Source organism: Bradyrhizobium sp. 154 (assembly GCF_023073875.1).
Classification (GTDB): Bacteria; Pseudomonadota; Alphaproteobacteria; order Rhizobiales; family Xanthobacteraceae; genus Bradyrhizobium.
Genome location: NZ_JADPKG010000123.1, coordinates 276918 through 296030 on the forward strand (window position 1 = coordinate 276918; position 19113 = coordinate 296030).

The 19113-nt window shown below is 63.5% G+C and carries 18 protein-coding genes and 1 pseudogene; 8 read left to right on the forward strand and 11 right to left on the reverse strand.

What is annotated here, in order from left to right; all coding sequences use genetic code 11:
• Positions 1–103: 103 nt before the first annotated feature.
• The 5 genes from queA to coaD all read right to left on the reverse strand — a co-directional run bounded on the left by queA (position 104) and on the right by coaD (position 3296).
• On the reverse strand, positions 104–1177 hold the full coding sequence (gene queA / locus IVA92_RS35255; protein WP_247279892.1) for a tRNA preQ1(34) S-adenosylmethionine ribosyltransferase-isomerase QueA: 1074 nt from the start codon (positions 1175–1177) through the stop codon (positions 104–106).
• A gap of 141 nt (positions 1178–1318) precedes the next feature.
• The gene (locus IVA92_RS35260; protein WP_008563933.1) at positions 1319–1783 is read right to left on the reverse strand and encodes a peptidylprolyl isomerase; all 465 of its coding nucleotides are present in this window, start codon (positions 1781–1783) and stop codon (positions 1319–1321) included.
• Positions 1780–2190, reverse strand: a complete 411-nt coding sequence (locus IVA92_RS35265) for a hypothetical protein (RefSeq protein WP_247279893.1) — start codon at positions 2188–2190, stop codon at positions 1780–1782. The genes IVA92_RS35260 and IVA92_RS35265 overlap by 4 nt, the downstream gene beginning before the upstream one ends.
• Positions 2191–2199: 9 nt before the next feature.
• A complete protein-coding gene (locus IVA92_RS35270) occupies positions 2200–2763 on the reverse strand; it encodes a peptidylprolyl isomerase (RefSeq protein WP_247279894.1) in 564 nt (187 codons plus the stop codon).
• A gap of 38 nt (positions 2764–2801) precedes the next feature.
• Positions 2802–3296 (reverse strand): pantetheine-phosphate adenylyltransferase, encoded by a 495-nt coding sequence (gene coaD / locus IVA92_RS35275; RefSeq protein WP_247279895.1) that lies wholly within the window; start codon positions 3294–3296, stop codon positions 2802–2804.
• On the opposite strand from coaD, the gene IVA92_RS35280 reads away from it, so the two are divergent.
• From IVA92_RS35280 to IVA92_RS35290, 3 genes are all read left to right on the forward strand, one after another.
• Positions 3295–3498, forward strand: coding sequence for a hypothetical protein (locus tag IVA92_RS35280; protein ID WP_247279896.1), 204 nt, complete (start codon positions 3295–3297; stop codon positions 3496–3498). The genes coaD and IVA92_RS35280 overlap by 2 nt on opposite strands.
• 45 nt (positions 3499–3543) lie before the next feature.
• The gene (locus IVA92_RS35285) at positions 3544–3801 is read left to right on the forward strand and encodes a hypothetical protein (protein ID WP_247354356.1); all 258 of its coding nucleotides are present in this window, start codon (positions 3544–3546) and stop codon (positions 3799–3801) included.
• 306 nt (positions 3802–4107) lie between these two features.
• Positions 4108–5961 carry a KUP/HAK/KT family potassium transporter gene (locus IVA92_RS35290; RefSeq protein ID WP_247279907.1) on the forward strand — a complete coding sequence of 618 codons (1854 nt, stop codon included), beginning with the start codon at positions 4108–4110 and terminating at the stop codon, positions 5959–5961.
• 129 nt (positions 5962–6090) lie between these two features.
• Here IVA92_RS35290 and gyrA read toward each other — a convergent pair whose 3' ends face one another.
• The 3 genes from gyrA to IVA92_RS35300 all read right to left on the reverse strand — a co-directional run bounded on the left by gyrA (position 6091) and on the right by IVA92_RS35300 (position 9665).
• On the reverse strand, positions 6091–8820 hold the full coding sequence (gene gyrA, locus IVA92_RS35295) for a DNA gyrase subunit A (protein ID WP_247279898.1): 2730 nt from the start codon (positions 8818–8820) through the stop codon (positions 6091–6093).
• 94 nt (positions 8821–8914) lie between these two features.
• Positions 8915–9037, reverse strand: coding sequence for a hypothetical protein (locus IVA92_RS35870; RefSeq protein ID WP_256464602.1), 123 nt, complete (start codon positions 9035–9037; stop codon positions 8915–8917).
• Between the two features lie 139 nt (positions 9038–9176).
• On the reverse strand, positions 9177–9665 hold the full coding sequence (locus IVA92_RS35300) for a single-stranded DNA-binding protein (RefSeq protein WP_247279899.1): 489 nt from the start codon (positions 9663–9665) through the stop codon (positions 9177–9179).
• 449 nt (positions 9666–10114) lie between these two features.
• On the opposite strand from IVA92_RS35300, the gene IVA92_RS35305 reads away from it, so the two are divergent.
• The 5 genes from IVA92_RS35305 (at position 10115) to IVA92_RS35325 (ending at position 16629) form a co-directional block, all read left to right on the forward strand.
• A complete protein-coding gene (locus tag IVA92_RS35305) occupies positions 10115–10897 on the forward strand; it encodes an outer membrane beta-barrel protein (RefSeq protein ID WP_247279900.1) in 783 nt (260 codons plus the stop codon).
• A gap of 232 nt (positions 10898–11129) precedes the next feature.
• Positions 11130–11798: an outer membrane protein gene (locus IVA92_RS35310; RefSeq protein ID WP_247279901.1), complete on the forward strand. Its 669-nt coding sequence runs from the start codon at positions 11130–11132 to the stop codon at positions 11796–11798.
• A 286-nt stretch (positions 11799–12084) separates the two neighbouring features.
• Complete coding sequence (uvrA, locus tag IVA92_RS35315) at positions 12085–15060, forward strand: excinuclease ABC subunit UvrA (RefSeq protein ID WP_247279902.1); 2976 nt, start codon at positions 12085–12087, stop codon at positions 15058–15060.
• Positions 15061–15218: 158 nt separating this feature from the next.
• Positions 15219–15824: a hypothetical protein gene (locus tag IVA92_RS35320; RefSeq protein WP_247279903.1), complete on the forward strand. Its 606-nt coding sequence runs from the start codon at positions 15219–15221 to the stop codon at positions 15822–15824.
• Positions 15825–15969: 145 nt separating this feature from the next.
• Entirely contained in the window at positions 15970–16629 is a 660-nt protein-coding gene (locus IVA92_RS35325) for an HAD family hydrolase (RefSeq protein WP_247279908.1), read from the forward strand.
• Positions 16630–16741: 112 nt separating this feature from the next.
• Here the strand turns inward: IVA92_RS35325 and IVA92_RS35330 are convergent, their stop codons facing one another.
• From IVA92_RS35330 to IVA92_RS35340, 3 genes and pseudogenes are all read right to left on the reverse strand, one after another.
• Positions 16742–17695 carry a cytochrome D1 domain-containing protein gene (locus IVA92_RS35330; protein WP_247279909.1) on the reverse strand — a complete coding sequence of 318 codons (954 nt, stop codon included), beginning with the start codon at positions 17693–17695 and terminating at the stop codon, positions 16742–16744.
• 2 nt (positions 17696–17697) lie between these two features.
• Positions 17698–18261, reverse strand: coding sequence for an SRPBCC family protein (locus IVA92_RS35335; RefSeq protein WP_247279904.1), 564 nt, complete (start codon positions 18259–18261; stop codon positions 17698–17700).
• A 612-nt stretch (positions 18262–18873) separates the two neighbouring features.
• Positions 18874–19113 (reverse strand): annotated as a pseudogene (locus IVA92_RS35340) (IS110 family transposase); the annotation flags it as partial.

A 19113-nucleotide genomic window follows, 5' to 3' on the forward strand; every position in this document is an offset into this window, starting at 1 on the left:
TGCGCCTTTGCCCACCCTAGGGCAGTGTTGTAGCCCGCAAGAGCGCAGCGAAATGCGGGAAGCCGCAAGGCAGGAATCCCGGATTTCGCTTCGCTCATCCGTCTTAGGGCTCTGCCCGGAACAGCAAACACGCATCGCCATACGAATAGAACCGGTAGCCGCTCCCGATGGCGTGCGCATAGGCTCGCTTCATCGTCTCCAGACCCGCAAACGCTGACACCAGCATGAACAGCGTCGACTTCGGCAGGTGGAAATTGGTCAACAAAATATCGACCGCGCGAAAGCGATAGCCGGGGGTGATGAAGATCGAGGTCTCCGCCGCGAACGGCAGAATGGTGCCATCCTCGCTTGCCGCGCTCTCGAGCAGGCGCAACGACGTGGTGCCGACGGCGATGATGCGGCCGCCGTTCTTGCGCGCGGTGTTGAGCCGCTCCGCCGTCTCGGCCGAGATCGTCCCCCACTCGGCATGCATCTTGTGGCTCTCGGTATCGTCCACCTTGACCGGCAGGAACGTCCCTGCCCCGACATGCAGCGTCACGCGGTTGATGCCGACGCCGTGCTCGCGCAGCACCTGCTCCAGCGCGGGCGTAAAATGCAGCCCGGCGGTCGGCGCGGCGACGGCGCCTTCGTTCGCCGCGAACATCGTCTGGTAGTCGGCAAGATCCTGGTCATCAGGCGTACGCTTGGAGGCGATATAGGGCGGCAGCGGCGGGCTGCCGAGATCGGCAATGGCCTGGTCGAGCGTGGGCCCGTGGAACGAGAACGACAGCGTCACCTCGCCTTCGCTGCCCTTGGCCTCGACCTCGGCGTCGAGATGGCCGAGCAGGCAGACCTTGCCTTCATTGCCGAAGCGGATGCGGTCGCCGGCTGTGAGCTTCTTCGCCGGCTTGACCAGCGCCTGCCAGCGCGAGCCGTCGAGACGCTTGATCAGTGTCGCCTCGATCTTCGGCTCGGTCTCGCGGCCGATGCGGCGGCCCTTGAGCTGCGCCGCGATCACCTTGGTGTCGTTGACGACGAGCTGATCGCCCGGCTTCAGCGATTGCGGCAGGTCGGAAATGGTCTGGTCGCGCAACGCGCCATTCTCGACGACCAGCATCTTCGCGGAGTCGCGCGGGCTCGCCGGACGCAACGCGATACGCTCGGGCGGCAGGTCGAAATCGAAGAGATCGGTGCGCATGTCGAGTTCAGCGCCGCACAGTCAGACCCTCATGGTGAGGAGGCGCGTAGCGCCGTCTCGAACCATGAAGGCCAAACTGCAGCAGCGGCCTTCATCCTTCGAGACGCGCGTTCCGCGCTCCTCAGGATGAGGATTGAGCACTTATTCCTTGTCCGCGGCCATCCGCGCCTTGACGATCTTGTCGGGGTTCTGCACCGGCTCGCCGCGCTTGATCTTGTCGACGTTCTCCATGCCCTCGGTGACTTTGCCCCACACCGTGTACTGGTTATCGAGGAAGCGGGCGTCGTCGAAGCAGATGAAGAATTGGCTGTCGCCGGAGTCGGGATTGGCGGCGCGGGCCATCGAGGCGGTGCCGCGCACATGCGGCTCCTTGTTGAACTCGGCCTTCAGCTTCTTGCCGGAGCCGCCGGTGCCGGTGCCCTGCGGGCAGCCGGTCTGCGCCATGAAGCCGTCGATCACGCGATGGAACACGATGCCGTCGTAAAAGCCCTCGCGGACCAGCTCCTTGATGCGCGCGACGTGGCCGGGCGCCAGATCAGGCCGCATCTCGATGGTGACGGGGCCCTGCGTGGTCTCGAGGATCAGGGTGTTTTCGGTGACGCTCATGCTCGTCTCTCTTGCGTTGGGGGTGAAGTCTTCCGGCTGCGGAACTGGATTGCGAATGGACGCCCTGCGGCGGCGCCGGCCATTGCATCGGTAAATGGCATCGGCGTGCAGCGTTGCAACGCTTCCATCACCGCGATCCGGTATTGCAGCCGGTCATCGTCGGAGGCTTCCGCGGATTCATAGGTAATCCTCGGATGGCCCAGAATGTTTCCGGCCCGGTTAAAGCTCACGACGACGGTGATGTCGAGTGGGCGCGCCTTGGCCGGCGGTGGCGGCTTCCAGCAGGTGCGCAGATGCCGGAAAACGTCCTGGATGGTGTTGACCTGCGCATCCGCGGCGGCCGCACTGGGAATGCCGAGCTGCAGCATCGCGGCAACCAGCAGGAGCTTGCCACCGCGGCGCGCCATCGGCCTCTCCTATTTGATGTCGGATGCGACCTGCACCTTCACCATCTTGTCGGGATCGCTGACGGTGCCGCTCGGCGAGCCGGGCGGTGCCTTCTTCAGCTTGTCGACGACCTCCATGCCCTGCACGACCTCGCCGATCACCGTGTACTGGTTATCAAGACTGCCACCGTCGGCGAACATGATGAAGAATTGCGAGTTGGCGCTGTCGACGCTGTCGCCGCGCCGCGCCATCCCGACGATGCCGCGCGCAAAATGCACCTTCGAGAATTCCTGCTTCAGGTTCGGATATTTCGACCCGCCGGTCCCGTTGCCATTCTGGCCGTCGCCGGTCTGCGCCATGAAGCCGTCCATCACCCGATGAAACGGCACGTTGTTGTAGAAGCCTTCACGTGCGAGCTGCTTGATGCGCTCGGCATGCTGGGGCGCGATGTCGGTCCTGAGCTTGATGACGATGCGGCCCTTGGTGCTGTCGATGACGATGGCGTTGGCCTTGTCGAGGTTCGCCGGCAATTGCTGCGCCACCGCCGGCGCCGCGAACACGAGCGCGGCAAGAACTGCGAGAATTCGGATCATGACAACTCCGGATCAGATGAGGAAGAAGCGCGCGGTTATCAGGCGAATTTTGCCTTGAGCAGGCTTGCTACGAGCGGCGGGACGAAGGCCGAAACGTCTCCGCCCATACCGGCGATCTGGCGCACCAAAGTGGCGGTGATCGGGCGAACCATGGGAGAGGCCGGCAGGAACACCGTATGCACCTCCGGCGCCATGGCCTCGTTCATGCCGGCAAGCTGCATCTCGTAATCGAGGTCGCTGCCGTCGCGCAGGCCCCGGATCATGATGGTCGCGCCGTGCTTGCGCGCCGAGGTGACCGACAGATCGTCAAAGGTCACGGCTTCGAGCACGCAACCGGCCTGGGCCGCCACCGGCCCGCAGACGTCGTGCAGCATCTTCAGCCGCTCCTCGGTCGAGAACAGCGGCTTCTTGCCGGGGTGGACTCCAATTGCGACAACCAGCCTGTCGCACAGCGACACGCTGTGCCTGACCACGTCCAGATGGCCGTTGGTGATGGGGTCGAAGGAACCGGGATAGAAGGCGATGCGCGGCATGGCCTCCTCCTACCGCGCCCGGCCCGGGGCGGCAAGTCGGGCGGGTTCCCTGCCGTTTTTTCCGCAAAACCATGTCGAAATCCCTCGAATTGTTTCGTCCTGGGGGCGGCCACGAAACAAAGGGCGCATCAACGAAACCATTTCCCGCTCCGGCGAAGACGTCTGGAAACTGGCCATGGTTACCAATCTAGCCAACGAATGACGGGCCGCACACAAGGCGCAGCGGCCGCATCACAGGGGACTGTCAATGATCAAGGCTCTTTCGGCGATCGCCATCTCAGCATGTGCTGCCGCCGCCCTCACCCTGCTGCCCGGCTTCGCCCCGACCGTCGAAGCCAGCGTGCCGCAGCCGCTGGCCAAGAGCGACCGGCTCGACATCCGCAGCATCGGCAAGGACTGCTCGCAGCAGGCCTGGCCGAACTTCGAAGCCTCGTGCCTGCGCCGCGCCGGCACCAAGGCCAATGTCCGTGAGGCACGCCTCGTGACCGCCGATCGGACCCCTTAGTCGGACCTGTCAGTTTCACGTCAGCCAAAGCGCGATGAGATCAGGATGAATCGTCATCGCGCGTTAGGTTGTTGTTTGAGCATGATCTTTTCGGAAAACCGCTGGGCACTTTTCGGGATCATGCGCTAGCCCGCTATAGACCGACCCAATACAAACCCCATGGATATTTGCGACGTCTCGTCGCAGACTGCGTGATGCTCGCGCCCGCCGGAATGATCCGTCGGGCGCGATTCCCATCGGGGGTCGCCATTGTCCAGTACGCCCGCAGTCGCTTCCGGCCATCATCCCGATCCGCTGCCGCTTGCTATGACCATGGGCGCCCTTGGGGTGGTCTATGGCGATATCGGCACCAGTCCCCTCTACGCCCTGAAGGAAGCCGCCAAGGCGGCTGCCCATGGCGGCACGTTAAGCCACGATGCTGTCCTGGGGGTTGCCTCACTGATCCTCTGGGCACTGCTGCTCATCATCTCGCTCAAATATGCGTTGTTGATCCTGCGCGCGGACAATCGCGGCGAAGGCGGGATCGTCGCGCTGCTAGCGCTGCTGCACGCCCGCAATGCCCAGCCTGGCACCTGGCGGGCGCATCTGCTGGTCGTCGGCCTCGTCGGCGCCGCCCTGCTCTATGGCGACGGCGCGATCACCTCCGCGATCTCCGTGCTCAGCGCCATCGAAGGCCTCAAGGTCGACGCCCCCTCGCTTGCGCCCGTCGTCGTGCCCGTCACCATCGCGATCCTGATCGGCCTGTTCATGATGCAGAAGCAGGGCACCGGCTTCATCGGCCGCATCTTCGGCCCGGTGATGCTGGCCTGGTTCGTCGTGCTTGCCGCGCTTGGCATCCACGGCATTGTCAACGCGCCGGCGGTGCTGGCGGCGCTGAGCCCGCTCTATGCCTTCGACTTCCTGATCCACCAGGATTTCCATATCTCCTTCGGAATCCTCGGCGCCGCTTTCCTCGCGGTGACCGGGGGCGAAGCCATGTACGCCGACATGGGGCATTTCGGCCGCTTCCCGATCCGGCTCGCCTGGTTCGCAATCTGCCTGCCCGCGCTGGTGCTGAACTATTTCGGTCAGGCCGCGCTCCTGATCACCGATCCCGCCATGATCGAGAATCCGTTTTTCCAGCTCTGCCCCGACGCCCTGCACTATCCGCTGGTGGCCTTCTCCGCGGTTGCGACCGTGATCGCCTCGCAGGCGATCATCTCCGGCGTGTTCTCGCTGACCCAGCAGTCGATCCAGCTCGGCTTCCTGCCGCGCATGCTGATCCGCCACACCACGAGCGCTGCGATCGGCCAGATCTACGTGCCGCTGGTGAACTGGCTGCTGGCCGCCGCAACGTTGGGAGCGGTCCTGAGCTTCGGGACGTCGGACGCGCTCGCCGGCGCCTACGGCATCGCGGTGTCGCTGCTGATGGCAATCACCACGCTGCTCGCGGCCCTGGTGGCGATCCAATGGGGATATTCGCCCTGGCTCGTGGTGGCCGTGAACGGCACCTTCTTCGTGATCGACGTGATCTTCTTCTCCGCCAATTCGATCAAGCTGTTCGAGGGCGGCTGGTTTCCCCTGCTGCTCGCCGGCCTCGTCGCCTTCCTGATGCTGACCTGGCGCGCCGGCGTGAAGCTGGTCGAGGCGGCGCGGGCGAAGCTGCGCCAGCCGGAGGAAGACCTGATCGAGACCGCGGTCAACAAATGCCGCGCCAGGCTGCCGGGGACTGCCGTGTTCCTGGCCTCCGCGCCGCGCGGCGTGCCGCTGGCGCTGACCCAGTTCGTCAAGCACAACCGCGTGCTGCACGAACGCGTGCTGCTCGTCACCGTGCTGATCGAGGAGTCCCCGCACATTCCCGACCAAGAACGGGCCGAGGTGATCGAGATCATTCCCGGCATCACCCGCGTGATCCTGCATTACGGCTTCATGCAGAACCCGACGATCTATGAAGGATTGGGGTTCGTCGGGCGCCTCGGCAAGCTGCCCGGCATCGATCTCTCCGACGTCACCTACTATGTCGGCCGCGAGACCATCATCCCGCGCGAGGACGTGCCGGGCATGTGGGTCTGGCGCGAAAGCGTGTTCGCTTTCCTCCAGCGCAATGCCGAACGCTCGGCCGCGTTCTTCGGCGTGCCGACCAAGCAGGTGGTGGAGTTCGGGACCGAGCTGGAGATTTAGCGCGCAAATGCGCAGTCCGGATGGAGTGCAAGCGTAATCCGCGATTCCGAACGTTCGGCAACATGCGGTCCCGGATTGTGCCTTTGGCCGGCGCTTGGCACCGACTTCCTGCTCCATCTGCGCTACACGTTACTCCCCATTCGCGCCGTTGCTCTCCGCCTCTTCCGTGATGTGCTCGACCGAGACGACGTGCTCGTCCTCGGCGGTGTCGAACACGATCACGCCCTGGGTCGAGCGGCCGGCGATACGGATGCCTTCGACCGGGCAGCGGATCAGTTGGCCCTTGTCGGTGACCAGCATGATCTGATCGGCATCCTCCACGGGGAAGGACGCAACCAAGTTGCCGTTGCGGTTGTTGACGCTCATGGCGACGATGCCTTTGCCGCCGCGTCCCGTGGTGCGGTACTCGTAGGACGAGGTGCGCTTGCCATAGCCATTGACGGAGACGGTGAGCACGACCTGCTCCTGCGCCGACATCTCGGCGTAACGCTCCTGGGCAAGCTGGAAGCTGCCGGAGGTCTCCTCGGCCTCTCCGTCCGCGGCGGTCTCCTCAGTCGCGGCTTCGCCGGCGACCGCACGGCGCATCTTCAGGTACGCCGAGCGCTCGTCCGATGTGGTCTCGACATGGCGCAGGATCGCCAGCGAAATCACCTTGTCGCCCTCACCAAGCGCAATACCGCGCACGCCCATCGAGGTGCGCCCGGTGAACACGCGCACATCGGTGACGGGAAAACGGATGCACTGGCCGCCAGCGGCGGTCAGCAGCACGTCGTCGCGCTCAGTGCAGATCTGCACGTCGACGATCGCCTCGTTGTCGTCGAGCTTCATGGCGATGATGCCGGAGCGGCGGACATCGACGAAGTCGGACAGCTTGTTGCGCCGCACGTTGCCGCCTGTGGTGGCGAACATCACGTCGAGATTGCCCCAGGTCGATTCATCCTCGGGCAGCGGCATAATGGTGGTGATGCGCTCGCCCTGCTCCAATGGCAGGATGTTGATCAGCGCCTTGCCGCGCGCGTTCGGCGCAGCCATCGGCAGGCGCCAGACCTTTTCCTTGTAGACCTGGCCGCGTGAGGAGAAGAACAGCACCGGCGTGTGCGTAGAGGCGACGAACAGGCGGCTGACGAAATCCTCGTCGCGGGTCTGCATGCCGGCACGGCCCTTGCCGCCGCGGCGCTGCGCCCGGTAGGCCGACAGCGGCACGCGCTTGACGTAGCCGGCGTGGGAGACGGTGACGACCATGTCCTCGCGCTGGATCAGGTCCTCGTCCTCGACCTCGCCTTCCTGCTCCATGATCACGGTGCGGCGCGGCGTGGCGAACTCGGCCTTCACCTCGGCGAGCTCGGTCCTGATGATGTCGAGGATACGGGCGCGCGAGCGCAGGATCTCGAGATAGTCGCCGATCTCGCCGGCGAGTTTTGACAGCTCGTCGCCGATCTCGTCGCGGCCAAGCGCAGTGAGCCGCGCCAGACGCAATTCCAGAATGGCCTTGGCCTGATCCAGCGACAGGCGGATGGTGCCGTCCTCGTTGATGCGGTGGCGCGGATCGTCGATCAGCGTAATGATGTCCTCGACGTCGCGCGCCGGCCAGTCCCGCGTCATCAGGGTGTCGCGCGCAGCCGCTGGCGTCGGCGAGGTGCGGATCACCTTGATGATCTCGTCGATGTTGGCGACCGCGATGGCGAGGCCGACCTGCTCATGCGCGCGCTCGCGCGCCTTGCGCAGCTTGTACTTGGTCCGGCGCGTGACGACCTGCTCCCGGAAGCCGACGAAGATCGTCAGCATGTCCTTCAGGTTCATCGTCTGCGGACGGCCGGAATCGAGCGCGACGGCGTTGACGCCGAAGCTGGTCTGGAGCGGCGTGAACTTGTAGAGCTGATTCAGCACCACGTCGGGCATGGCATCACGCTTGAGCTCGACGACGACGCGGTAGCCATCGCGGTCGGACTCGTCGCGCAGGTCGGAGATGCCCTCGATCTTCTTTTCCTTGTAGAGCTCGGCGATGCGCTCGACCATCGTCGCCTTATTCACCTGATACGGGATCTCGGTGATGACGATCGCCTCGCGCTCCTTCCGGATCGTCTCGAAGGCGACCTTGCCACGCATCACGATGGAGCCACGGCCGAGATGGTAGGCGCTGCGGATGCCCTGGCGGCCGAGAATGATGCCGCCGGTCGGAAAGTCCGGGCCCGGGATGATGTTGTTGAGCTCGTCGATGGTCAGCGAAGGATTGTCGATCAACGCTAGGCAGGCGTCGATGACCTCGCCGAGATTGTGCGGCGGAATGTTGGTGGCCATGCCGACGGCGATGCCGCCGGCGCCGTTGACCAGCAGGTTAGGGAACCGTGCCGGCAGAACCACCGGTTCTTTGCTCGAGCCGTCGTAATTGTCCTGAAAGTCGACGGTCTCGTTGTCGATGTCGTCGAGCAGCTTCAGCGCGATCTTGGTTAGGCGCGACTCGGTGTAGCGCATCGCCGCTGGCGGATCGCCGTCGACCGAGCCGAAATTGCCCTGCCCGTCCACCAGCAATTCGCGCATCGAAAAAGGCTGCGCCATGCGCACCAGCGCGTCGTAGATCGCCTGGTCACCATGCGGATGGTATTGGCCCATGACGTCGCCGACGATACCGGCCGACTTCTTGTGCTTCTTGTCCGGCGTATAGCCTTCCTCGTTCATCGAGAACAGGATGCGGCGATGCACCGGCTTCAGGCCGTCGCGCGCGTCGGGCAGCGCGCGCGACACGATCACGCTCATGGCGTAATCGAGGTAGGACTTCTTCATCTCGTCGAGGATGGAGACGGGGCGAATGTCCGAGGGTTGCGCCGGCTGGTTGCCGGGCTTGTTATCGTCGTCAGCCAAGGGGAAATCCGGTGAGGTTTTATCTGGGAATCATATAGCGCATCGGGGCCGCGATAACTACCCTCGCGAAGGTCAGGGCAAGCGATTTTTCCGCCTATTTTTCCAACAACTTAAGCCCTTCAGAGCCCTGCTCCCGAGAGGCGCGAAATCGGCCTTCCGAAATGGCCTCCATCGCCTGAAGATCGCGCTGCGAGTGCCCTTTCAGAATATTTGCCATGGCGCAATCCAAGCTCACGTCAAACATGAAGCGGGCCCGGAAAATCCGAGCCCACCCCGCCGATGAACAGGAATTGCTGACACGACACACCAGGCGGAGCCCGATCGGGCAATGCGCCTCGGCCGCGTGATCCGTGTTCTCAGAACGGGATATCGTCGTCCATGTCGCTGTTGCGGGCACCGCCAGCGGCAACGGGACGGCGAGGCGCGCTGCTTACGGGACCGGACGAGCCGAAGTCGCCGCTGGGTTCGTCGCTGAAGCTGCCACTGCCTCCGCCGCGACCGTCGAGCATCGTCAGGGTCGAGTTGAAGCCCTGGAGCACGACTTCGGTCGAGTACTTCTCGACGCCGCTCTGGTCGGTCCATTTGCGGGTCTGGAGCGCGCCCTCGATGTAAACCTTGGCGCCCTTCTTCAGGTACTGCTCGGCGACCTTGCACAGCCCTTCATTGAAGATCACGACGCGATGCCATTCGGTCTTTTCCTTGCGCTCGCCGGTGTTCTTGTCGCGCCAGGTCTCAGAGGTGGCGATGCTCAAATTGGCAATCGGTCGCCCGTCCTGGGTGCGGCGGATTTCGGGATCCTTGCCGAGATTTCCAACCAGAATGACCTTGTTGACGCTTCCCGCCATCGCCGCTCTCCACTCCAATGCCACTGAATTTCAAAGGCCGAGTCCGCTCTGTGCGTTCCTCCGCCGCCCGTTGAGGCGACCCTATACGCTTGCGGGCGCCGCTCAGCCCATCACCCCTCGGGTTATCCCCACATATAGCACCGCCATTGGCTTCGTTCCAGATTTGTTCTTTGTGACAATCCGAGGCGGACATCGGGCCCTTCGAGCCGCGATGGTGGTGATGAAGGCAGCCGCTCGATGGAACTTTTTTGGGTTCCCGCGAAAGGCGGAAACCGCTTAACATTCATCAAGTTGCGCTTGGCTCAATCGGTCCGCGAGTGTGGCATTTCGGAGACGGACTTTGCCGGTTTCGTAGGCTAGGGTTGCCTCGGAATTAGTTCATATGGGCGTCCTGCCTTAATTAGCCGCTTCGGGGAGTTCGAGAAGCGGTCGAAACTGGGGAGACTGCAATGAATAAGATTCTGTTTAGTGCAATCGGTGCAATGGCGCTGGGCCTCTCGGCTCCCGCAAGCGCGGCAGATCTCGCTGCGCGCCCATACACCAAGGCTCCGGCTCCTGCCGTTGCCGCGATCTACGACTGGAGCGGCTTCTACATCGGTATCAACGGCGGCGGTGGTTCGAGCCACAAGTGCTGGGATTTCGTGACGCCTGTTACCGGCACTCTGGTTGGCGAAGGCTGCCACAACGCGACGGGCGGCACGGTCGGTGGCCAGATTGGCTATCGCTGGCAGTCGACCAATTGGGTGTTCGGCTTCGAGGGCCAGGGCAACTGGGCTGACTTTTCCGGCGACAACGTGAGCACCCTGTTCCCTGGCACCGCTTTGGTCACCGGTGATCGTAACCGCTCTCGCATCGACAGTTTTGGCCTGATCACTGGCCAGGTCGGCTATGCCTGGAACAATGTGCTGTTCTATGTGAAGGGCGGCGCCGCTGTGGTCGGGGACAAGTACGACGTCTATGCCGCCGCAGGCACTCCGGGCGCTGGCACGCTGCTGGCATCGGCACGTGAAACCCGCTGGGGTGGTACGGTGGGGGCCGGTCTGGAATTCGGATTCGCACCAAACTGGTCGGTCGGCGTCGAATACGACCACATTTTCCTCGGCCACCGCACGATCGGCTTTACCACGCCGGCGGGCGTTGTGTTCGGGAGCGACCGAATTGGCCAAGATGTCGACATCGGTCTCGTCCGGCTGAATTACCGCTTTGGCGGCCCGCTGGTCGCGAGGTACTGATCGCTCTGATTTCGTTCAAGGATTAAAGGCCGGCCTCGTGCCGGCCTTTTTCGTTTTATCCAAAGCGGACGGTCGGATAAGTCAGTGATCGAGACGTTTTGTAACTGTTGTGGCTTTTCGGAGACACAACTTGCGGCTTTAGTGGTGTAAGCACGGCATTAGTTGGGCCGTTGAGTCCGCTGCCTTCGGCATGGAAGGCGACAACAGAAACTGGGACTGGGATTAGTTGAAAATGAAAAAGGTTTTGTTGGCTTCGGCCTGTTTGTTCGCTCTCGCTGCTCCGGCTTCAGCCGCTGACCTCGCAGCGCGCCCCTATACCAAGGCCCCGATCGCTCCGGCCGCTGTCTACAACTGGACCGGCTTCTACCTCGGCGTCGTCGGCGGCGGCGCTTGGGAAAACGCGTCCGACCCGCGGATGCAGGGTGGCTTCGTCGGTGGCACCGCCGGCTACAACTGGCAGACCGGCAACGTCGTGTTCGGCATCGAGGCGGATGGCGCCTGGGCTGACGTGAGCGCTTCGGCGACCGCTCTTGGCATCACTGTCGCCTCCAAGACCGATGCGCTCGGCACCGTGCGCGGCCGAATCGGCTGGGCCGTCAACAACGTCCTGTTCTACGGCACCGGCGGCTACGCCTGGATCGACAACAAGATCACCGTCAGCGCCCTCGGCGTGAGCGTCTCCGACAGCAAGTGGCATTCCGGCTGGACCGTCGGTGCGGGCGTCGAAGCTTTCTTCGCTCCGCAGTGGTCGGTCAAGGGCGAGTACCTCTATCGCAGCCTCGGCAGCGAGAACTACTTCTCTAACCTTGGCGCTCCGCTGGCCTCCGGCACGATCAACTTCCACACCGTGCAGGTCGGCGTGAACTATCACTTCGGGGGCCCGGTGGTCGCCAAGTACTGAGCTGAGTACTGATCACTATCGACGTCACATCGTCACGAAAGGCCGGCCTCGCGCCGGCCTTTTTGTTTTACGGGTCGTTCCGCGCAGTTCCGCTCGCGCCTGCTGCTGCCAGATGCCGCCAGCCCGCCAACAATCCGTTGACGATTCGCACGTGCCACTGGAAATCCGCTCGCGTTCTTCCTACGTTCGCTGACATACCCATCGGCGCCGATCCCGGTTCCGGGCGAAGCGCGCCTTTTACATTGGCGCGATCGCGCGTCTTTGGGATTCCTTGAGGACCAGCGGGATGGACGAAGTGATCAAGGCCAAGCGCCAACAACAGAACGCGGGCTCAAGCCTGCGCGCGATTACGATCCGTGGCGCGCGCGAGCACAACCTCAAGAACATCGACGTCGAGATTCCCCGCGACAAGCTGGTGGTGTTCACGGGGCTGTCGGGCTCCGGCAAATCCTCACTCGCCTTCGACACCATCTACGCCGAAGGCCAGCGCCGCTACGTCGAATCGCTGTCGGCCTATGCGCGCCAATTCCTCGAGATGATGCAGAAGCCCGACGTCGATCAGATCGACGGGCTATCGCCGGCGATCTCGATCGAGCAGAAGACGACCTCGAAGAATCCGCGCTCCACGGTCGGCACCGTCACTGAGATCTACGACTACATGCGCCTGCTCTGGGCGCGGGTCGGCGTGCCCTATTCGCCGGCCACCGGCCTGCCGATCGAGAGCCAGACCGTCTCGCAGATGGTCGACCGCGTGCTGGCGTTGCCGGAAGGCACGCGCCTCTATCTGCTCGCTCCGGTCGTGCGCGGCCGCAAGGGCGAGTACCGCAAAGAGCTCGCCGAATGGCTCAAGAAGGGTTTTCAGCGCGTCAAGATCGACGGCACCTTCTACGAGCTGGCGGAGGCGCCGACGCTCGACAAGAAATTCCCGCACGACATCGACGTCGTGGTCGACCGGATCGTGGTGCGCGCCGACATCGGCCAGCGCCTCGCCGAGAGCTTTGAGACCGCGCTGAAGCTCGCCGAAGGCCTTGCCGTCGTCGAATTCGCCGACGCGCCGGCGGCCGCACCCGCGGAAGAGAAAAAAAAGACCGCGAAGATCCACGACAAGAGCGGGCCCGAGCGCATCCTGTTCTCGGAAAAATTCGCCTGCCCGGTCTCCGGCTTCACCATCCCCGAGGTCGAGCCGAGACTCTTTTCCTTCAACAATCCCTACGGCGCCTGCCCCGCCTGCGGCGGGCTCGGCGTCGAGCAGCATGTCGACGAGGATCTCGTCATCCCCGAGAAGGATCTGACGCTGCGCAAGGGTGCGATCGCGCCCTGGGCCAAGTCATCATCGCCCTATTACGTGCAGACGCTGAACGCGCTCGGCAAGCACTACAAGTTCACGCTCGACACCAAGTGGAAGGACCTGCCCAAGAAGACGCAAAACGCGCTTCTCTACGGCTCCGGCGAGGATGAGATCAAGTTCTCCTATGAAGACGGCGTGCGCTCCTACGACACCAAAAAACCGTTCGAGGGCGTCATCACCAACATCAACCGCCGCTATCGCGAGACCGAGAGCGAGTGGGCGCGCGAGGAGCTGGCGAAATATTTCCATGACGTCCCCTGCGAGGCGTGCCACGGGTTTCGGCTCAAGCCCGAGGCGCTCTGCGTCAAGATCGGCGGCAAGCATATCGGCGAGATCTCGGAGCTGTCGGTCAGGAAGGCCGGCGAATGGTTCGAGACCGTGCCTGATGCGCTCAACGCGCAGCAGAACGAGATCGCCGGGCGCATCCTGAAGGAAATTCGCGAGCGCCTCACCTTCCTGCTCGACGTCGGCCTCAACTATCTCACTTTGTCCCGCTCCTCCGGCACGCTGTCCGGCGGCGAGAGCCAGCGCATCCGCCTGGCTTCGCAGATCGGCTCGGGCCTGACCGGCGTGCTCTACGTGCTCGACGAGCCCTCGATCGGGCTGCACCAGCGCGACAACGCCCGTCTGCTCGATACGCTCAAGCGCCTGCGCGACCTCGGCAACACCGTGGTCGTGGTCGAGCATGACGAGGACGCGATCCGGCTGGCCGATTACGTGCTCGACATCGGCCCCGGCGCCGGCATGCACGGCGGCCACATCGTCGCCGAGGGCACGCCCGCGGAGATCATGCGCAATCCGAAATCGCTGACTGGCAAGTACCTGACCGGCGAGCTCGAAGTCGAGGTGCCGGAGCGGCGCCCACCGAACCATCGCCGCACCATCAAGGTGGTCAATGCGCGCGGCAATAACCTCAAGAACGTCACTGCCGAGATTCCGCTCGGCCTGTTCACGTGTGTGACCGGCGTCTCCGGCGGCGGCAAGTCGACGCTGCTGATCGACACGCTCTATCGTGCCATCGCCCGCAAGCTGAACAATGCAAGCGAAGGCGCAGCGCCGCACGACCGCATCGAGGGCCTCGAGCACATCGATAAGATCATCGACATCGACCAGTCGCCGATCGGCCGCACCCCGCGTTCGAATCCCGCGACCTATACCGGCGCCTTCACGCCGATCCGCGAATGGTTCGCCGGCCTGCCCGAGGCCAAAGCGCGCGGCTACGAGCCCGGCCGCTTCTCCTTCAACGTCAAGGGCGGCCGCTGCGAGGCCTGCCAGGGCGACGGCGTCATCAAGATCGAGATGCACTTTTTGCCCGACGTCTACGTCACCTGCGACGTCTGCAAGGGCAAGCGTTACAATCGCGAGACGCTGGAGGTGCTGTTCAAGGGCAAGAGCATCGCCGACGTGCTCGACATGACCGTGGAGGAGGCCGCCGAGTTCTTCAAGGCGGTGCCGCGCGTACGCGAGACCTTCAACACGCTGCACCGCGTCGGACTCGACTACATCCACGTCGGCCAGCAGGCCACCACGCTGTCCGGCGGCGAAGCCCAGCGCGTCAAGCTGGCAAAAGAGCTGTCGAAGCGCGCCACCGGGCGCACGCTGTACATCCTGGACGAGCCCACCACCGGCCTGCACTTCCACGACGTCAAGAAGCTGCTGGAGGTGCTGCACGAGCTGGTCGCGCAGGGTAACACCGTCGTCGTCATCGAGCACAATCTCGAGGTCATCAAGACCGCCGACTGGGTCATCGATCTCGGCCCCGAAGGCGGGGACGGCGGCGGCGAGATCGTGGCCTGGGGCCCGCCGGAAGACATCGCCAAGGCACCGCGGAGCTATACCGGCAAGTTCCTGGAGCCGGTGCTGAAGAAGGCAAGCAAGCCGAAGCGCGGGAGGACGAGCGAGGCGGCGGAGTGACGCCGCCTCGCAGCCGTGATCAAATTTCCCGGAAATGACTCGGACCAGTCGGACGCGCGTTCGTTAGGACGCATCTCAAGTGGCGCCTCGGGCAACAATCTGTGGTTCAGTTGAAGGTTGTTGCTATATTTTTCTGACTTCGCCTGCAGGAGGTTAGATTGAGCGACGCAACCGCCTCATCCAGCTTTAGCTTTGAATTCATAATTTCTAGAGAAGAAGATAGATTCTTCAGAAGACTTGCGAAAGCCAACCTGAAGGCCCTCATCGATTGGCGTAGCCAAATGACCTTGGCGTTGACCATTTATGCCTTCATGATCGTGGCAAGCTATATCGCCTTACGTCAGGAATGGCTGACGCCGCCCGCCGTGTTTGCCGCGATACTGTGCTTAGTAGTGGGACAGCTCTACATGTATTTTGTCTCGAGCTGGATTTCTCGCCAAATATTCGAGAAACTCTTTGAGTTGGATCGTCTCAGTCAGAAGACATGGCACGTTATTTTTGACGACTTCTCGATCGTCGCCAGAGGTCCGAACACCGAGAGCCGGATGTCTTGGGATGAGATTGCGACGATTCAAGACAGCCCAGTCATGGTCGCATTCTGGTACCATGCGAGACAGGGGTTTTTCATCCCGGCACGAGTCATTGGTGACTCCTCCGCGCGCGCGGTCTTCGTAGAATGGGCCGGGGAGCGCTTGCGCCGCCCTGCCATTGCGGCGGACGCCACCAAGCCCACCAAATTGTTCCCAACACCCGCCCGAAGCTAGCGTCCTACAGCGAGACCTTGCCAATCCAAAGATCCAAAGCCCTCGCTTTGTGACGGCCGCGCTGTGTGAAATGAACGTAAATCTCTTCCGCAAGGTTATGTTCGGACTAAAGGGCTCTGCGAACCAAAGCACCTCAGCGAGATCAATGCCCTACTCCCTCGTCATCTTCGATCTCGACGGCACGCTCGCCGACAGCTTTCCCTGGTTCCTGCGCACCATCAACGACGTCGCCGATCGCTTCGGCTTTCGCCGCGTGAAGGATGAGGACATCGAGGAGCTGCGGCATGCGTCGAGCCGCGAGATCCTCAGCCACCTCGAGGTACCCTTGTGGAAGCTGCCGGCGATCGCGCGGCATGCGCGGCGGCTGAAGGCGGAGGCAGCTAGCGAGATTTCGCTGTTTGCGGGTGTCGAGGCGATGCTGCAGGCGCTTGCCGGAAGCGGCGTGCAACTCGCGCTGGTGACCTCTGACAGCGAAGCCAATGCGCGCGAGAAGCTCGGCGAGGCCGCGGCGCTGTTCGCGCATTTCGATTGCTCTGCATCACTGTTCGGCAAGGCTGCAAAATTCCGCCGGGTGATCCGGCGCGCGAGTGTCGAGCCTAGTAAGGTCATTTCAATCGGCGATGAGGTCCGCGACATCGAGGCGGCACGCAACGTCGGCATTGCCTGCGGTGCGGTGTGCTGGGGCTATGCGGCCCCGGCGGCGCTGCGGGCCCTGAAGCCGGACCACGTGTTTGAGCAGATGGACGAGATTGTGGGTGTGTTGTGCGGGACCCGCGGGACTCGTAGGGTGGTTAGCGAAGCGTAACCCACTGCTGTGGTCTTCCGATCCTCCGTTGCTCGCGGCTTGGTTACGCCTTCCACTATGACTCGTTGAGACATCCCGCGCGTGGTCCGGGTAACCTACCCTACGCAATCCCCTACTCCGTCCTGCGCAAAAACGCCCCGAACGCGCGCGGGCCGTCGCCGGTCTTGATCTCGCCGATCACCTTCAGATCAGTGGCATCGATGATGTTGAGCGAGTTGCTCTCCCAGCAGGCGGCGATGATGCGCTTGCCGTCGGCGGTCGCGGCAATGCCTTCGGGATAATCGCCGACATTGATGCGCTTCATTGGCTTCAGAGTCGCCAGATCGAACACGCTGACGGTGCCGCCATACTGGTCGGTGACGAAGCCGCGCCCTTGCGTCAGCGCCACCGCGTAGGGCCGCATCCCGACCGGCACGCGGCCGATCTCGCGGCCTTCGGTGATGTCGATCACGGAGACGTCGTCGGATCCGACATTGGCGGTGTAGGCGCGCTTGCCCGCGGCGTCGATGGTGACGCCGAACGGACGCGTGCCGACCTTGATCATTGCTTTGCGCTGCCGCGTCGTCGTATCCACCACAGAGACGCTGTCGTCGTCGCGGTCTGCCGAGAGCAGCAGCTTGCCGTCCGGCGTCACCGCAAGGCCCGATGGTGAGGCGCCGACCGCGATGCTGGCCATGACGCTGCGCGAGGCCGTATCGATCACCCGCACCGCGGCGGCAAACCAGTCGGCGACATAGACGGTCTTGCCATCGGGCGCGACCGCAATGCCGAGCGGCCCGCCGCCGACCTCGATCCGCCCCGCAACCTGCCGCGCGGCGGCGTCCACCACCGTCACCGCCTTGGCATCGGGGCTCGTCACATAGGCAAAACGTCCGTCCGCGCTGACGGCGACGCCCGCCGGCTTGCCGCCGATCGGAATGGTTGCAACGCTGCGGGCAGTGGCGAGGTCCACGACCATCAGATCGTCGCTGAGCTGGTTGGTGACGAACGCCTCGTCGGCGGACGCACGCGGGAGACCGGCACCGCAAAGGCTGGCGGCCAAGGCCGCCAGGACCAGCGCTCGCACCATCAGCTACCGCTCTCGATCTTCTTCTTGAGCGACTCGAGCCCGGCCCTGTACAGCCCGCTCACCGCCTTCACCGCGGCTTCGTCGCTCAGCTCCGGTGGCGGATCGTTGTTGGGATAGCCACGATAGAACGCGCCGGCCCATTCCAGCTTCGCCTTGCCATCCGGCGCAGGCGACACCGTCAAGGTCGAGGAATAATTGGTCACCGGCAGCACCTTCACGTCGACCTTGGTAATCCGGTACGAATAGCTCAGCATGTCGGGCTCGTATTTGTAGAGCTCCTCCTCGACCGTCGGGCCGCCGGTTAAGGTCAGCGTCCGCGTCGCGCCGATCTCATTGCCCTTCTGGCCCTCGGTTTTGGTGACGGGCGGGAGCCAGCTCATGTCCTGAAAATTGCCGATCGCCGCCCAGACCTTGGCTGGCGGCGCGCTGATCTCGATGGATTCCCGCACCTTCTGCCGTGTCGGCCCATGGGCCCAGACCGGCTCAAGAGCCGCCGTCAGAGCCATCCCCGCCACCACCAGCGCCGCCACCCCGGCGATCGCCGTTCCCATCGTCATCCTCATGTCGTTTCCTCATTCATCAATCTGCGCGACTTGGAGCGCGCTGAGGTCATCGTAGCGCATTTTTAGACCGCGGGGAGACGTGTTCGTGGCGCGGTTGTGGCGGGCGTGGTGTCGAATCTCCACACCATCTCTTGCGTTGCCTGACGGGCAAACACACGAGGCCAAGGTCAATGCGTTCATTCAAAATAATTCGCTTTACTAGAATTCGGAATTATCGCATGTTTCGGCCACCCCAACCCGGGCCGAGGGGCGGATCGCGATCGTCACGAACGCGGGATGGGACGTGGTGGACGCGGGCAGCGCCGCGCGCGATGGTTTGCAGGGCGGGTCACTCCGTGAGCGAACGCCGCGCGCATACGACGGGTGCAGCCTGCGTACGGCAAAATCGTGTGGTCCTGGCGCCCGGGGTCTGTGCGCCAAGTGTTGCGGTGATGCCTGCGGCCCAACCGGACCGCGGCATCAGCCATCGGCAAGGCGACGGGGGCAATAGTGCATCGCTCCCCGGGGAGCAACTGTGTTGAAGTAGACCGGTGATCGAGCGGGCTCAAGGCTGGCGCTGCGCGCCCCCGCCTCCGGCGGCTGACGGCCTTGACCCCGCCCGCTCAACGGTCTTTAGGCTGGGCATTCGCTCGGCGGAAGCCGAGCGAGGCCGCTCACTTCGTACCGGCCGGCGTCCCATTTCTCTCCGCGCGCGATCATGACGTTGAGGATCACAATCAGCTTGCGCATGCAGGCGGTGAGCGCAACCTTCGCCTCTTTGCCTTTGGCGATCAGGCGATCGTAGAAGGCCTTGAGTACCGGGTTGTGCCGTGTCGCGGCTCCCATGCACGCCATGTAAAAGAGATTGCGGAC

Coding starts and splice junctions, on each gene's coding strand:
- IVA92_RS35335 (WP_247279904.1), bottom strand. CDS start 18,261: ATGAGGATGACGATGGGAACGGCGATCGCCGGGGTGGCGGCGCTGGTG.
- IVA92_RS35270 (WP_247279894.1), bottom strand. CDS start 2,763: ATGATCCGAATTCTCGCAGTTCTTGCCGCGCTCGTGTTCGCGGCGCCG.
- IVA92_RS35305 (WP_247279900.1), top strand. CDS start 10,115: ATGAATAAGATTCTGTTTAGTGCAATCGGTGCAATGGCGCTGGGCCTC.
- IVA92_RS35870 (WP_256464602.1), bottom strand. CDS start 9,037: ATGGCAAATATTCTGAAAGGGCACTCGCAGCGCGATCTTCAGGCGATG.
- IVA92_RS35290 (WP_247279907.1), top strand. CDS start 4,108: ATGACCATGGGCGCCCTTGGGGTGGTCTATGGCGATATCGGCACCAGT.
- IVA92_RS35310 (WP_247279901.1), top strand. CDS start 11,130: ATGAAAAAGGTTTTGTTGGCTTCGGCCTGTTTGTTCGCTCTCGCTGCT.
- coaD (WP_247279895.1), bottom strand. CDS start 3,296: ATGCCGCGCATCGCCTTCTATCCCGGTTCCTTCGACCCCATCACCAAC.
- IVA92_RS35265 (WP_247279893.1), bottom strand. CDS start 2,190: ATGGCGCGCCGCGGTGGCAAGCTCCTGCTGGTTGCCGCGATGCTGCAG.
- IVA92_RS35260 (WP_008563933.1), bottom strand. CDS start 1,783: ATGAGCGTCACCGAAAACACCCTGATCCTCGAGACCACGCAGGGCCCC.
- IVA92_RS35285 (WP_247354356.1), top strand. CDS start 3,544: ATGATCAAGGCTCTTTCGGCGATCGCCATCTCAGCATGTGCTGCCGCC.
- uvrA (WP_247279902.1), top strand. CDS start 12,085: ATGGACGAAGTGATCAAGGCCAAGCGCCAACAACAGAACGCGGGCTCA.
- IVA92_RS35325 (WP_247279908.1), top strand. CDS start 15,970: ATGCCCTACTCCCTCGTCATCTTCGATCTCGACGGCACGCTCGCCGAC.
- queA (WP_247279892.1), bottom strand. CDS start 1,177: ATGCGCACCGATCTCTTCGATTTCGACCTGCCGCCCGAGCGTATCGCG.
- IVA92_RS35300 (WP_247279899.1), bottom strand. CDS start 9,665: ATGGCGGGAAGCGTCAACAAGGTCATTCTGGTTGGAAATCTCGGCAAG.
- IVA92_RS35280 (WP_247279896.1), top strand. CDS start 3,295: ATGGCCTCCTCCTACCGCGCCCGGCCCGGGGCGGCAAGTCGGGCGGGT.